The sequence below is a fragment of the Actinosynnema sp. NPDC049800 genome (genome assembly GCF_040656635.1).
In the GTDB taxonomy this organism is placed as follows: Bacteria; Actinomycetota; Actinomycetes; order Mycobacteriales; family Pseudonocardiaceae; genus Actinosynnema.
The window spans coordinates 21289-35305 of the sequence record NZ_JBFAMT010000044.1 but is presented as its reverse complement, the minus strand read 5'-3'; the positions used below and the strand labels follow the sequence as shown (position 1 = coordinate 35305).

The following is a 14017-nucleotide window of genomic DNA, read 5'->3' as shown; positions in this document are numbered from 1 at the left end:
CCACGGTGTCGGACGATCCCGGCGGTAACGCGAGGGCGACGCCGTGCGAGGCAGGTGTTGTGGAGACCGAGCAGTTGGCCGCCTCGCTCTTCCGGCGCGTCGCCGCCTTCTTCCAGGACCAGGACGTCGACGCGGTTTTGGCGCCCGATGCGCTCGCGGAAGCCCACGCGCTCGCCGACGCGACCGATCCGGACGCGGTCGTGGCCGTGGCGTACCTCTGCTGGTGCCGGTTCCTCGCCGGTGACCAGGACCTGGACACCGTGTCGGCCTACCTGAACCGGTTCCTCGCGCTGCGGCAGGCGCACCCCGAGGTGCTGCCGGTCCTGTTATCGGCCGCGCTCGACCTGGTCGAGGCAGGCGGCGCGGGGGAGGGCGAGTTCGACCCGTTCTTCCTCTACAGCCTGGGCGGCGGCTTCGCCTCCCGCTTCGAGGTGACCGGGGACCGGTCGGACCTCGACCGCGCGGTGGCTGCGACGACCGCGTGCGCCGCCAGGCTCCCGGAGGGCGAGGAGTTCCACGGCACCGCGTTGTGCCGGCTCGGCGGGTTCCTGACGCTCCGGCTCCGGGTGGACGGCCCCGACAGCCCGGACGGCGCCGAAGCCGCCCGCGTCCTCGACGCCTGCCTCGCGGCGGCGCGGCCCGGCTGGCGGCACCGGCCCGTCGCGCTGATGAACCTGGTCGACCTGCGGGCGACGCAGTACGTGCAGCGACCCGGGCCGGAGCGGGCCGACCTGCTGGTCGAGGTGATGTCGCGGACGTGGCACGACCCCGACGCGGACGACGACGTCCGGGCGCACGTCGCCGCGCTGACCGCCGACCTGCTCGCCGGCTTGGGCGAACACGTGGGGACCGACGAGCCGGACCGCATGATCGCCCTCTACCGCCTCGGGGTGGCGGCGACCGAGCCTGGCCACCCGGCTCACGTCCACGCCCTGCTGGAACTGGGCCTCGCCCTCGTCTCCCGCGCCGAGACCGACACCACGACCGTCGGCCTCGACGAGGCGGTCGAGGTGTTGCGCCGCGCCGTGCCGCTCGCGGAGCAGCTCGCGCTGGGGGTGCCGCAGGCGCTGGCCCACACCCGGTTGTGCCTCACCTACCTCGCGCGCTTCGAGCGGTTCCAGGACCCGCTCGACGTGGAGCACGGCGTCGCGGCCGGGCGCGCCGCACTCGGCCCGGCGCGGGGCGAGCAGCCCTTGACCGACTACTGCGTGGTCAACCTGGCGAACGCGCTGGTGCCGGCGCACCTCTGCGGCGTGCCGGGCGCGCTGGCCGAGTCGATCGAGCTGCTGCTGACCGTGGTGGACAGCAGCAGCACCGACCTCAAGGGTCGGGCCAGGGTGCAGCTCGGCACCGCATACCGACTGCTGTTCGACGAGACCGGCGACCGCGCGGCCATCGAGGAGGCGGTGCGGTGGCACAGGTCGGCCGGTGACCACGTCCCGCCGGACCGGCCGCATTACGTCGACCACCTCAACCTCCTGGCCGTCGCGCTGTCCGACCGCTCCCGCAGGTTCGGCAGCGACGAGGACCTGGACGAAGCGATCGAGCTGTACGCCGCCGCCGCGGCAGCCAGGCCGGACGGGCATCCCGAGCACCTGCTGGACCAGGCCAACCTGGTGCGGGCGCACCTCGCCCGCTACCACCGGCACGGCGACCAGGACTCGGCCACGCGCGCGCTGGCCATCGCCCGCGAGATCACCGCGCCCGAGTTGCCGCCGGGCATGGCGGTCGTCCAGCTGGGGGCGGTCGGACACGCCCTGCTGACCGCGTACGAGCTCTTCGGCTCCGCGCGCGACCTGGACGACGGGATCGCGGTGATCCGGCGCGGGATCGCGGGTGGCGTCCGTCCGGATCCCTCTTTGGTCGACCAGCTTGGCGGCGCGTTGCTCCGCCGCTTCGAGCGGACCGGCGCCGCGGCGGACGCGGTGGACGCGGTGAACGCTTTCCACGAGGCGCTGGCCACCGTCGGGCCGACCGAGGTGCTGCGGCCCGAGATCCTCGCCGGCCTGTGCGAGGGGTTGGGGAACCTGTACCACCTCACCGGTGACCCCGCGCACCTGGACGCGGCCGTGGAGGCGGGCATCGGGTCGGTCACCGGGATCGAGGGCACGACCCGCCACGCCCGGAACTCGACGAACCTCGCGAACGCGTACGCGACGCGCTTCCGCGTCCGGCGCGACCCGGCCGACCTCGACCGCGCCATCGGGATCTATCGTGACGTCCTGGCGGCCACGCGCCCAGAAGACCCCGGCCGGTCCCGGTACCTCTCCAACCTCGGTGGCGCGCTCGCCGACCGGTTCGGGTCCACCGGCCAGGCCCGGGACCTGGACGAGGCCGTCGCCCTGATGCGGGAATGCGTCTCGCGCACCACGTCGGGCGAAACCCGGCACGCGGTGCACTCGTACAACCTCGCCACCGCGCTGATCCGCCGCCACCGGGCCGGGCACGACCCGGCCGACCTCGCCGAGGCCCTCGCCGCGCTGGCGGTCGCGGCGGGCTCGGTCGCGTCGCCCGCGCTCGACCGGATCCAGGCGGCGTCGTGGTGGGCCGTTGCGGCGGCCGGCCACGACGTGGAGTCGTCGCTCGCCGGGTACGAGCAGGTGGTGGCGTTGCTGCCGGTGTTCGCCTGGCGCGGCCTGCACCGCGAGGACCAGCAACGGCAACTGCTGGCGATGGTCGGGGTCGCTTCGCACGCCGCCGCCACCGCGCTCGCGGCGGGTCGTCCGCAACGGGCCGTCGAACTGCTGGAGCAGGGCCGGTCCGTGCTCTGGTCGCAGGTCCTGGACCTGCGCACGGACTTCCTGGCGCTGCACGACGTGCGCCCCGACCTCGCGCGGCGGCTGGTCGAACTGCGCGACGGCCTCGACGAGGCTCCTGCGACCGATCCCGCACCCGCCGCGCGCGACCGCCGCATGGCGCTGGCCCGGCAGTGGGACGAGGCGGTGGACGAGGTCCGCGGGCTGCCGGGGCTGGCCGGCTTCCTGCGCCCGCCGCCGTTCACCGAGCTGCTCACCGCCGCGGCCGGCGGACCGGTCGTCATCGTCAACGTGAGCCCACTGCGCTGCGACGCCCTGGTCCTGACCACCCGTGGTGTCGACGTGGTGCCCCTGCCCGACCTCACGGCGGCCACCGCGGCCGAACGGGCCGACGAACTCGCCGCGGCCGCGCACGCCGCCCAGGGCGTCGCCGGGGTCATCGCGCACAACACCGTCCTGAACGACGTGCTGGCGTGGCTGTGGCAGGCCGTGGCACGGCCCGTGCTCGACCACCTCGGCCCGACGCCCCGGCTGTGGTGGTGCCCGACCGGCGCCATGACCAGGCTGCCGCTCCACGCGGCCGGCATCCCCGGCACGTCCGCCTCCGTGCCCCACCGCACGGTGTCCTCCTACACACCCACGATCAGAGCGCTCTCCCTGGCGCGCAAGGACGAACCGGCCGGGCGCGACGGCACGCTCGTCGTCGCGGTCCCCGACGCGGCGGACGCCGTCGCGCTGGACGTCGACCCGGAAGTCGCCGTGCTCACCGAGCTGTCGCGAGGCCGGTGCACCGTGCGCCGATCCGCCGACGCGGCGCGCCACCGGGTGCTCGCCGACCTGCGACGGCACACCCACGTGCACTTCGCCTGCCACGGCGTGGCCGACGCCCGACACCCGTCGGCCTCGGGACTGGTGCTGCACGACGAACGGCTGACCGTCGCCGACGTCTCCCGCCTGCACCTCAGCGGTGAACTGGCCTACCTCTCCGCGTGCGACACCGCGAGCGGAGGCGACCTGCCCGACGAATCGCTGCACCTGGGCGCCGCGCTCCACCTGGCCGGCTACCGCAACGTCGTGGCCACCCTGTGGCCGATCCACGACACCACCGCCGCCGAGGTCGCCCGCGGCTTCTACCGACGCCTCGGCACGACGACGGCCGGTGACCGAGCCGCCTACGCGCTGCACCACGCCGTGCACGACCTCCGCGCCCGGGGCTGGGACACGCTGCCCTCCGCCTGGGTCCCGTACATCCACGTCGGACCCTGAAACCGAGCCAGGCGTCGTCTCCAGGGCTCTTCCCGCACCGAACGTTGGGCAAATTCTTGACGGCCGACATGGATGTGCCTAGCTTCATGTGGGGACCGGTTCGAGCGCGGGTCGGCGGGAGGGGATGCGCGATGGAGCTGCCGGGCGAGGTCGCGGTGGTCATCGGTGGTGGCCGGGTCGGCGCGCGAAGGCCGGCGGGGGAGCACGGTGTCCGGCCGGAGATCATCGAGGACCGCGCCGCCCGCCCGCCGGGCCTGGTCGAGGACTGAAGGGGTCGTCATGCGCAACCAGGGCATCGGCTCGTGGCCCGCACGGCGGGTCCGCAAGACGCCGGAGAAGGTGGCGGTGGTCCACGAAGGTCGTGGCTCGACCTATCGGCAGCTGCACGAGCGGGTCCTCCGGCTGGCGCACGGCCTGCGGCGGGTCGGGGTGGGCCGGGGCGACCGGGTCGCGTACCTGGGGCCGAACCACCCCGCCTTCCTGGAGGCGTTGTTCGCCGTCGGCGTGCTCGGCGCGGTGTTCGTCCCGCTGAACATGCGGCTGGCGCCGGCGGAGGTGGCCCACGTCCTGACCGACTCCGGCAGTGACGTGCTGGTGTACGCGCCGGAGCAGGCATCCGTCGTCCAGGCGGTCCGGGCGGCCGTGGGTCCGCTGCGGGTCATCGCGCTCGACCACCCCGCCGCGGGTGAGTCCTCGTACGAGGAGTTGATCGCGGCCTCCGAGGCCGATCCGATCGACGAGCCGGTCACGCTCGACGACCTGTGCCTGATCATGTACACCTCGGGCACGACCGGGCGGCCCAAGGGCGCCATGCTGACCCACGGCAACCTCACCTGGAACACCGTCAACGTGCTGGTCGACGTCGACCTGGCCAGTGACGAGGTGACGCTGGTCGTCGCGCCGCTGTTCCACACCGCCGGGCTCAACATGACCTGCCTGCCCACGCTCATCAAGGGCGGCACGGTCGTCCTCATGTCCGCCTTCGACGCCGCCGGGGTGCTCGAACAGATCGAGACCCACCGCGTCACCTACATGTTCGGCGTTCCCACCATGTACAACGCGATCGCCGCCTGCCCGCGCTGGGAGGAGGCCGACCTGTCCAGCCTGCGGCAGGTCAACTGCGGCGGCGCGCCCGTGCCGGAGTCGACCATCCGCACCTACCAGCGACGCGGGCTGTCCTTCAGCCAGGGCTACGGCATGACGGAGACCTCGCCCGGCGCCCTGTACCTGACCAAGGAGATGAGCGAGGCCAAGGCGGGAACCGCCGGTGTGCCGCACTTCTTCACCGACGTGCGCGTGGTCGGGCCAGACCTGGCCGACGTCGGGCCCGGTGAGAAGGGCGAGATCGTGATCAGCGGTCCGAACGTGATGCGCGGCTACTGGCGGCGGCCCGCGGACACGGCGGTGGCCTTCGGCCCCGACGGGTGGTTCCACTCCGGCGACGTCGCCACGCCGGACGAGGACGGCTACATCACCGTGGTCGACCGGCTCAAGGACGTGATCATCTCGGGCGGGGAGAACATCTACCCGGCGGAGGTCGAGGGCGTCCTCCACGAGCACCCGGCGATCGCCGAGTGCACCGTGATCGGCGTGCCGGACCCCAGGTGGGGCGAGGTGGGCCGCGCGGTCGTCACCGTCAACCCCGGTGCGGACGCGACGAGCGAGCTGGACGTGCTGGCGTTCCTGCGCGACCGGCTGGCGGGCTACAAGATCCCGAAGTCCGTGGTGTTCGTGGACGAACTGCCGCAGAGCGCCACCGGGAAGCTGCTCAAGAAACTCGTGCGCGCCCGTTACGGCGCGACCTGACCCGACCGTCCACAGGAGACGCATCGCTCGAAGATCACCGCATGGGGCGGCGACGGACGCATCAGAGGTCCGCGGCGGGCACGTCGGCCGACCGCCCCGTGCCCGGCCGCGATCTGTCTCGTGCCCGGACCGTGCACCGCAGGAGGTTGCCAGATCATGACGTTCGCGCGTGACCAGTGGTACGTGGCGGCCTACGGCCGCGAGATCGGGCACGAGCTGTTCGCCAGGACGATCCTGGGCGAGCCGCTGGTGTTCTACCGCAGCGAGGCGGGCGAGGTGGTGGCGCTGGCGGACCGGTGCGTGCACCGGCGCTACCCGCTCTCGGAAAGCAGGCTGGAGGGCGACGCGATCGTCTGCGGCTACCACGGCTTCACCTACGACAAGGCCGGCACTTGCGTGTTCGTGCCGGGTCAGGAGCGGATCCCGCGCACCGCACGAGTGCCGTCCTACCCGGTGGTGGAGCAGGACTCGTTCGTCTGGGTGTGGATCGGCGAGCGCGACCGGGCCGACCGGGCGCTGATCCCCCGGGCGCCGTGGCTCGCCGACCCCGCCTACACCACCGTGTGCGGGATGGAACCGCTGGCGGCGCGGTACGAGCTGCTGGTCGACAACCTCATGGACCTGTCGCACGAGACCTACCTGCACGGCGGGTACATCGGCACGCCCGAGGTGGCCAACACGCCGATCACCACCGAGGTCGACGAGGACAACGGGATCATCTACGTCAGCCGGCACATGGCCGACGCGGCGTGCCCGCCGTTCTACGCCAGGTCCACCGGGATCGAAGGCCGGATCACGCGCTGGCAGGACATCGAGTACCACCCGCCGTGCCTGTACCTGCTGCACAGCCGGGTCGCGCCGGTCGGCGTGCTGCCCGAGGCCGACGGCTCGGACCCGCGCGGCTTCCACGTCGAGGTCGTCTACGCCATCACACCGGAGACCGAGCACAGCACGCACGACTTCTGGGCCGTGGCACGGGATTTCGCGCTGGACGACCAGGAGGTGTCGGACTTCCTGCGTGACAGCAACCGCACGGTCGTCCTCCAGGACGTCACCGCGCTGGACGTCCTGGAACGCGTGATCCGGTCCGAGCCCGAGGGCTACCAGGAACTGTCGATCAACATCGACACCGGCGGGCTGGCCGCGCGGCGCATCCTCAAGCGCATGGTCGCGGCGGCCGGCGAACCCGCGAAGGCGACCGCGACATGAGCGACCGGGTGGCGATGCTGCGCGGCGGCACGGTCTACCGCGTCCACTGGGAACCGGGCACCGACCTGCTGGTCGGCGTGTGCCATTGCGGAGCCGAGCACGACTCGGACGACCCGGTGCGACTGTGGGACTGGCTGCTGGCCCACCCGGAGGGCCACGCGCCGCCGACGGCCGGGTCACCGCCGCCGGTCGAGCGGCGGCCGATCGAAGCCCACCGGTGAACAGGAGCCCGATGACCGCGTCCGCCGAGCACGTGGAGTTCGACGTCCTGGTCGAGCGCAAGGAGTTCATCGCCGACGGAGTGGTGCGGCTGACCCTGCGCCACCCGGCCGGCGAACCGCTGCCCGCCTGGGAACCCGGCGCCCACGTCGACCTCGTGCTGGGGCCGGACCTCGTCCGCCAGTACTCGCTGTGCGGCGACCCGGCGGACCGCTCGGCGCTCCAGGTGGCGGTGCTGCACGAGCCCGCCGGCCGCGGGGGTTCGCGGTACGTGCACTCGACGCTCGGCGAGGGGTCCGCGGTGCGCGTTCGCGGGCCGCGCAACCAGTTCCCGCTGGTGGCGGCGGAGCGCTACCTGTTCGTCGCGGGCGGCATCGGCATCACGCCGATCGTGCCCATGATCAGGGCTGTCGCGGATCGGGGCGCGTCGTGGCGGTTGCTGTACGGCGGGCGGACGCGCTCGTCCATGGCGTTCGCCGGAGAACTGCGCGACCGGTACGGCGACCGGGTGGTCGTGCGGCCGCAGGACGAGACCGGGCTGCTGGAGCTGGACTCGTTCCTGGAGGCGGACGCCGAGATCTACTGCTGCGGGCCGGAACCGCTGCTGGCCGCCGTCGAACAGCGCTCTCCCGCTCGGCTGCACGTCGAGCGCTTCACGCCCAGGGCCGTCGAAGGCCCGCGCACGTCGTTCGAGGTCGAGTTGGCGCGGTCGGGTCGGACCCTGGTCGTGCCGGAGGGCGAGTCGGTCCTGCACGCGGTGGAGGAGGCCGGGATCGCGGTGCTGTCGTCGTGCCGGGAGGGCACGTGCGGCACGTGCGAGACGGGTGTGCTGGCGGGAGTCCCGGATCACCGGGACTCCGTGCTCGACGAGGGGGAGCGGGCGGCCTGCGACGTGATGATGATCTGCGTGTCGCGGTCCCGAAGCCCACGACTCGTCCTCGACCTGTGACCGGGACCCCTGCGGCGCCGTGCGGGCGCCGCCGTCACTCGGACAGCCAGTGGACGTCGAACGCCGTTCCGGCGTTGAACAAGTGGGTGGCCCAGGCGCGGACCACGCGCGGCTCGGTGGGGTGGTCGCCGTCGTAGTCGACCAACGTCCAGCGGGTGAGGTCCAGCAGGCCGATGGATCGACCGTTGATCTTCGCCTTCCTGAAGTGGACCGGGTCGAACTTCCTGAAGTACTCGCCGTCCGGGCTCTCGACGACCACTTCCGCGGTCCGCCCCAGCCCGGTGGTCGCCCGGGTTCCGTCCTCCCACCTCTTGGAGGTCGAATCGGCCACCAGGAAGTCGAAGACCCCATCCCTCATGGTGATCTGGGCATCCACGACGTCTCCGGGCTGCACCTCGAACAACAGCTCGGCCTCGGCCGGGTACGCCTCGACGAAGGCCCAGTGCTCCACGGTCCCGTCCCGGCACTCGGCGATCGTGCCGGTCTGCTCGACGGTGTCGGTGGCGCCGCCGTCCTGGCCGCCCATCCCGACCCACACCGCGTACGCCGCCCACCGGTTCCCGCTGCATTCGCCCACGTACGCCGGCACGGTCCACCTGGCGCTCACGGATCGGAAACCCTCCGGGTCGCGTGCCCCGTATCCGACCCAGTGCGGTGAATCCCGGGTCTCGGCCGATGCTGGAGGCGTGACCGCCACCATCAGCACCAGCGCGGCGAGCAGAGCGGGGATGCGGCGCATGGTCCAACCTTCTGGAGGAGCCGGTTCAGCGACCAGTGTCGGCCCGGTTCGCGCCGCCGAAGGTGAAGTACACCCGAAAGAGCACCGGTCACGGGCGGCCGACACCGGGCGTGCGGTGCCGCGGCGGGAGGTGCTTGCCGACACGGGTTCCGGCGTTCGAGCGGGGGACGACGCCCAAGTGCGGTGCCCTGCCAAGAAGTCCGCCTGGCTGCGAAGTCCGCCTGGCCGGGAAGCCGGTCGGGCCGCCCGGCCCGGAGAACGGTCGCAGCCTCGGCGCCGGGGCGGCCGACGCGGGTCGTCCCCGCTAACTCCCCAGCTTGTCCCGCACGGCGTCCGCGCCCGGCACGTCCATCACCGCGTACACCTCCAACGTCCGCAACCAGTGCCGCCGCGCCACCTCGGGATCGTCCGCCGCGTCACCCAGTCCTTCCTGCGCCCGCGCCTCCTGCCCCCGGTCACCGGTGTCGACGGCGATGGCCAAGGCCAGGCCGAACTCCGCCGCCGCCTCCGCCCGACGACCGGCGCGCAAGTGCAGCTCTCCCAACGCGCACCGCGCGTCGCCCTCGCTGACCCGGTGCACCGCACCGCGGCTCGCGGCCAGCGCCCGGTCCAGGTGGTCCAGGGCCTGCGCCTCGTCACCCATCAGGCCGTGCACCTCGCCCAGCCTGGCCAACGCGTAGCCCTCGCCGACGCGGTGGCCGTTGGCGCACGCCTTCGCCAACGCCCGGCGGTGGTGGTCGAGCGCCTCGGCGTACTCCCCGCGCCGGCGGTGGACGACGCCCGTCTCGCACAACGCGTAGCCCTCGGCGACCTCGTGGCCGATGGTGCGCGCCAGGTACGCGGCCTCCGTCAGGTGCTCCAAGGCCTCGTCGTACCGGCCGAGGCGCTGGTAGGCCACGCCGATGTTCGACAGCGCCGCCGTCTCGCACGCCACGCTGCCGACCTCGCGGATGATCGTCAACGCCCGCAGGTTCGTGTCGATCGCGTCGCGGTGCCTGCCGGCCAGGCCGTCCAGCACACCCGTCGCCCGCAGCACGTCCGCCTCCCACTGGCGGTCCTCGGACGTGCGGAAGACCTCCATCGCCCGCTCCTGGAACGACCGCGCCGCCGCCTGGTTGCCCGACCGGTAGTGGCCGAGGCCCAGGCGGTGCAGGGCACGCCCCGAAGCGTCGCGGTCGGTCGCCGCCGCCAACGCGAGCGAGTCGAGCACCAGGGCGTCGTCGATGTGGTTGCGCAGGTGCAGGTAGCGGTGCAGCACGTCGGCCAGCGGCGTCGCGTACCGCGGTCGCGCGGCCACGGCCAGCAGGTTCGGCCGCTCGGCGTCCAGCCACGCCAACGCCTCGTCGTACTCGGCGAGCACGGCCGGCGCGGGCAGGTCCGGACGGCGCGAGCGCTCGTGCGGCGCGATGGTGTTCATGGCCGCGGCGGCCGTGTGCAGGTAGTGGTCCCCGAGCCGGTCCAGCGCGGCGCACCGCACGGGCTCCGGCTCGGTGCCCTCCACCACGTCGCGGGCGAAGTGCCGCACCAGGTCGTGGAACCGGTAGCGCCCGGCCGTCGGCTGCTCCAGCACGTGCACGTCGACCAGGTCCTCCAGCACCCGGCGCGCCGCGCCGACCTCCAGACCGGCCAGCGCGGCGGCCGCGTCGGCGTCGAGGTCGGGGCCGGTGTGCAGCCCCAGGATGCGGAACACCCGCTGCTGCCCGCCGGTCAGGTGCCGGTAGGACAGCGAGAACGCCGCCGTGACGCCCCGGTCGCCCGCCTCCAGCTCGGCCAGCGGCCGGTCCTGGCGCAGCCGGTCGGCCAGGTACCGGACGGTCCACGCGGGACGGGTGCGCAGCCGGGCCGCGGCGATCCGGATCGCCAGCGGCAGGCGGCCGCACAGCTCGACGACCTCGGCGACCGTGTCCGCCTCGTCGTCGGCCCGGCGGTCCCCGACGATCCGGCCGAACAGCGCGACGGCGTCGTCGTGCGGCAGGACGTCCAGCGACAGCGCGTGCGCGGCCTCCAGGTCGACCAGCCTGCGCCTGCTCGTCACGAGGGTGAGGCTGCGGGCCGTGCCCGGCAACAGCGCGCGGACCTGCTCGGCGTCCGTCGCGTCGTCCAGCACCACGAGCGCGGCGCGGTCGGCGAGCTCGGCCCGCCACAGGCCCGCGCGGGCGTCCAGCTTCGCCGGGATCCGCTCGCCGGGCACGCCGAGCGCGCGCAGCAGCGTGTCGAGCGCGGCCAGCGGCTCGACCGGCGTGCGGCCCGGCGAGTGGCCGTGCAGGTTGACGAACAGCTGCGCGTCGGGATAGCGGTGGGCCAGCTGGTGCGCCGCGTGCACGGCCAGCGCCGTCTTGCCCACCCCGGCGCTGCCGTCCACCGCCTCCACCACCGCCGCGGTGGACGGCGGCGGGTCGGCCAGCAGCCGCGCCAGCTCGCCCGCCCGGCCGGTGAAGTCCGCGACGTCGCGCGGCAGCGTGTTGCGCGTGGCCGGCTGCCCGCCGGGCGCGGTCAGGCCGGGGTCGCCGCGCAGGATCCGCTCGTGCAGGTCGCGGATCTCCTCGCCGGGGTCCACGCCCAGCTCGTCCGCCAGCAGCCGCCTGGTCTCCTGGAACACGTCCAGCGCGGCGGCCCGCCTGCCCGACTGGTACAGCGCCAGCATGAGCAGCGCGCGCAGCCGTTCCTGCAACGGGTTCTCGGCGACCAGCCTGGTCAGCCCGGCGACGCTCTCACCGGCCCGGCCGAGCTCGATCCCGATGCGGGCCCGCAGCTCCTGCGCGCTGAGGTGGCGTTCAGCCAGCCGCTGCCGCTCCGCCTCCAGCAGCGGGCCGTCGAGCCCGCTGAACGGCTCGCCGCGCCACAGCGCCAACGCGGCGTCCACCTGTTCGGCCGTGCCCGCCACGTCGCTGTCGCGGTAGCGCTCGTGCGCGGCGTCGAGGTGCTGCTCGAACACCACGACGTCGAGGTTCGTCGGCTCGCCGTGCAGCAGGTACCCGGCCTCGGTGTGCACCAGCGACTCGCCCGGCCCGCGCAACACCCGGCGCAGGCGGCTGATGTAGGTCTGCACGGCGTTGCGCGCGTCGCGCGGCCCCTGCTCTCCCCACACCCCGTCGACGATCTTGCGCACCGGCACCGGCCGGTTCATCTCCAGCAGCATCACGCCGAGCACGGCCTGCTGCTTGGCCCAGCCCAGCTCGATCTTCTCCGTCGCCCGCCAGGCCGACAGCGGCCCCAGTGCGGAATAGCGAATACCCGAGAGCATTGCGTCCCCCACCCTTTCCCCCAAGGCGTCCAGCGTAGTTGCCGGAATTGGCGTCGGCCAGCGGCCGGTTGAGGGAATTCGACGTCGGCGTTATGCGGCACTCGCCGCGCCACACGTCATCGCACCGCCCTTGAGCTGGCGCTAAAGCGCTGTGACAGCGGTACTTGCCCACCTCCGAGAAGAGTTGTGCCGTCCGCCGGCGAGCCGAGCGGACGCGGCAATCGGATTTCGGCTGGGCGGACACGAGGGGCTCCGCCCAGCCGGACTCCGAGGGGGCGTATGCGCCTCGGACCAGAGAGGGCGGCAATGTCCGACGGGGTGATCGACGTCGTGGGTGCCGGCGCGGCGACCGGCTACGGCTGGGGCGTCGACGCGCTGTGGGACGGGCTCGTCGGCGGCGTCTCCTCGGCCAGGCCGCACCGCGGGTTGGGCGACGCCTTCCCCGACCCCTGCTGGTACGCCCGCGTGCCGGACCGGCCGGAGGCGTCGGGCGGGACGACGCGGTACGCGCGGGCCGTCGCCGAGGTCGCCGAGGAGGCCGTCGCCGACGCCCGCGCGCACGGCTGGGAACCGGGCGAGCGGGTCGCCGTGCTGCACGCCACCACCGGCGCGGACCGCGAGCTGTGGCGCGACCGGTACCCGGGCGCGACGAACCGCCGCCGGTTCGTCGAGCGGGTGCGGACGACGCCGCCCGGCCAGGTGATGATCAAGAACCGGTTCCTCGGTCCGAGCGCCGTGCTCAGCGCCGCGTGCTCGTCCGGCCTGCACGCCGTCGCGCTGGCCCACCGGCTGCTGCGCTGGGGCGACGCCACCGACGTGGTCGTCACGTCCGCCGACGTCGGCTACGACGGCGAGGAGATCCGGCTGTTCGCCGACCTCGGCGCGCTGGTGCACGACAGCCCGCCCGACGACGTCTGCCGCCCGTTCCAGGAGGGCACGCGCGGGTTCGTCATCGGCGAGGCCGCGGCGGCGGTAGTGCTGACCGCGGCGCCGCACCCGGCGGGCTACCTGCGCGTGCTGTCGACCGCGCTGGGCAACGACGCCCACCACCCGACGTCGATCGAGCCGTCCGGCGAGCACCTGGTGCGCACCGTCGACCAGGCCCTGACCGCCGCCGGCGTGGACAAGGCCGCGATCGGGCTGTACGTCGCGCACGCGACCGGCACGGTGGCCTGCAACACCGCCGACGAGCGGGTGCTGGCGCACCTGGGCGACAAGGCCGTCACGTACGGCCTCAAGCCGCTCCTGGGCCACACCATGGGCACCGCGCCGCTGCTGGAGCTGGTGGCGCTGGCGCGAGCCGTCGTGGAGGGCGTAGTGCCCGCACCGCGCGCGGTCACCGAGCAGCGCCACCCGCAGCTCGCCGAGGGCCACTTCCTGCACCCCGGCGGACCGGCCGTGCAGATCGGCCTCGGGTTCGGCGGCAACGTCGCGGCGGCCGTCCTCCAACCGCACACCGGGAGCAGCCGATGACCGGGCAGTCGACCACGTCGAGGGCCGACCGGGAAGCCGTCGAACGGCACCGGGCCGACCTCCGCCTGCTCGGCGCGCTGCCCCGGTTCCCGCGGTCCGCGGTGGACCGGTCCGAGCTGGAACGGGCGGTGGCGCGCGGCTCCTTCGAGGCCATGCGGGCGCACGAGGCGCGCGTCGCCGGGGACGGGCCGCGGGTCAACCGGCGCGGCGAGGTCGGCCAGTGGCGCGAGTGGATCGACGACGAGGACCTCGCCGCGCGCTTCCGCGAGCCGGACCCGGTCGACACCGCCGCCCGGCTGGGCCACCGCCTCCGACCCCTACCCGTGCGCGTCCGCCGCTGCACGCCAACGTGACAG

10 protein-coding genes are annotated in these 14017 nt (G+C 73.8%); 8 read left to right on the top strand and 2 right to left on the bottom strand.

What is annotated here, in order from left to right:
* Positions 1 to 59 precede the first annotated feature (59 nt).
* The 6 genes from AB0I91_RS33380 to AB0I91_RS33355 all read left to right on the top strand — a co-directional run bounded on the left by AB0I91_RS33380 (position 60) and on the right by AB0I91_RS33355 (position 8205).
* On the top strand, positions 60 to 4022 hold the full coding sequence (locus AB0I91_RS33380; protein WP_499640540.1) for a CHAT domain-containing protein: 3963 nt from the start codon (positions 60 to 62) through the stop codon (positions 4020 to 4022).
* Positions 4023 to 4153: 131 nt separating this feature from the next.
* The gene (locus AB0I91_RS33375) at positions 4154 to 4291 is read left to right on the top strand and encodes a hypothetical protein (RefSeq protein WP_498777476.1); all 138 of its coding nucleotides are present in this window, start codon (positions 4154 to 4156) and stop codon (positions 4289 to 4291) included.
* Between the two features lie 10 nt (positions 4292 to 4301).
* Positions 4302 to 5828, top strand: a complete 1527-nt coding sequence (locus tag AB0I91_RS33370; RefSeq protein ID WP_498777478.1) for an acyl-CoA synthetase — start codon at positions 4302 to 4304, stop codon at positions 5826 to 5828.
* A gap of 156 nt (positions 5829 to 5984) precedes the next feature.
* Positions 5985 to 7037, top strand: a complete 1053-nt coding sequence (locus AB0I91_RS33365) for an aromatic ring-hydroxylating dioxygenase subunit alpha (protein WP_499640538.1) — start codon at positions 5985 to 5987, stop codon at positions 7035 to 7037.
* Entirely contained in the window at positions 7034 to 7258 is a 225-nt protein-coding gene (locus tag AB0I91_RS33360; RefSeq protein ID WP_499640536.1) for a hypothetical protein, read from the top strand. Before AB0I91_RS33365 ends, AB0I91_RS33360 begins: the two co-directional genes overlap by 4 nt.
* A gap of 11 nt (positions 7259 to 7269) precedes the next feature.
* Positions 7270 to 8205, top strand: coding sequence for a PDR/VanB family oxidoreductase (locus AB0I91_RS33355; protein WP_499640534.1), 936 nt, complete (start codon positions 7270 to 7272; stop codon positions 8203 to 8205).
* A 34-nt stretch (positions 8206 to 8239) separates the two neighbouring features.
* On the opposite strand, the gene AB0I91_RS33350 is transcribed toward AB0I91_RS33355, so the two are convergent.
* Together AB0I91_RS33350 and AB0I91_RS33345 are read right to left on the bottom strand one after the other, a co-directional pair.
* Entirely contained in the window at positions 8240 to 8944 is a 705-nt protein-coding gene (locus AB0I91_RS33350; protein WP_499640532.1) for a G1 family glutamic endopeptidase, read from the bottom strand.
* 304 nt (positions 8945 to 9248) lie between these two features.
* Entirely contained in the window at positions 9249 to 12188 is a 2940-nt protein-coding gene (locus AB0I91_RS33345) for an AfsR/SARP family transcriptional regulator (protein ID WP_499640531.1), read from the bottom strand.
* Positions 12189 to 12494: 306 nt separating this feature from the next.
* Between AB0I91_RS33345 and AB0I91_RS33340 the strand changes: the two genes are divergently transcribed.
* Positions 12495 to 13661, top strand: a complete 1167-nt coding sequence (locus tag AB0I91_RS33340) for a beta-ketoacyl synthase N-terminal-like domain-containing protein (protein WP_499640529.1) — start codon at positions 12495 to 12497, stop codon at positions 13659 to 13661.
* Positions 13658 to 14014: a hypothetical protein gene (locus tag AB0I91_RS33335; RefSeq protein ID WP_498777492.1), complete on the top strand. Its 357-nt coding sequence runs from the start codon at positions 13658 to 13660 to the stop codon at positions 14012 to 14014. The genes AB0I91_RS33340 and AB0I91_RS33335 overlap by 4 nt, the downstream gene beginning before the upstream one ends.
* Positions 14015 to 14017: the final 3 nt, after the last annotated feature.

Excerpts from the sequence above, each read along its gene's own strand:
- AB0I91_RS33365 (WP_499640538.1), top strand. The coding sequence starts at position 5,985 with ATGACGTTCGCGCGTGACCAGTGGTACGTGGCGGCCTACGGCCGCGAG.
- AB0I91_RS33350 (WP_499640532.1), bottom strand. The coding sequence starts at position 8,944 with ATGCGCCGCATCCCCGCTCTGCTCGCCGCGCTGGTGCTGATGGTGGCG.
- AB0I91_RS33355 (WP_499640534.1), top strand. The coding sequence starts at position 7,270 with ATGACCGCGTCCGCCGAGCACGTGGAGTTCGACGTCCTGGTCGAGCGC.
- AB0I91_RS33345 (WP_499640531.1), bottom strand. The coding sequence starts at position 12,188 with ATGCTCTCGGGTATTCGCTATTCCGCACTGGGGCCGCTGTCGGCCTGG.
- AB0I91_RS33360 (WP_499640536.1), top strand. The coding sequence starts at position 7,034 with ATGAGCGACCGGGTGGCGATGCTGCGCGGCGGCACGGTCTACCGCGTC.
- AB0I91_RS33375 (WP_498777476.1), top strand. The coding sequence starts at position 4,154 with ATGGAGCTGCCGGGCGAGGTCGCGGTGGTCATCGGTGGTGGCCGGGTC.
- AB0I91_RS33335 (WP_498777492.1), top strand. The coding sequence starts at position 13,658 with ATGACCGGGCAGTCGACCACGTCGAGGGCCGACCGGGAAGCCGTCGAA.
- AB0I91_RS33340 (WP_499640529.1), top strand. The coding sequence starts at position 12,495 with ATGTCCGACGGGGTGATCGACGTCGTGGGTGCCGGCGCGGCGACCGGC.
- AB0I91_RS33370 (WP_498777478.1), top strand. The coding sequence starts at position 4,302 with ATGCGCAACCAGGGCATCGGCTCGTGGCCCGCACGGCGGGTCCGCAAG.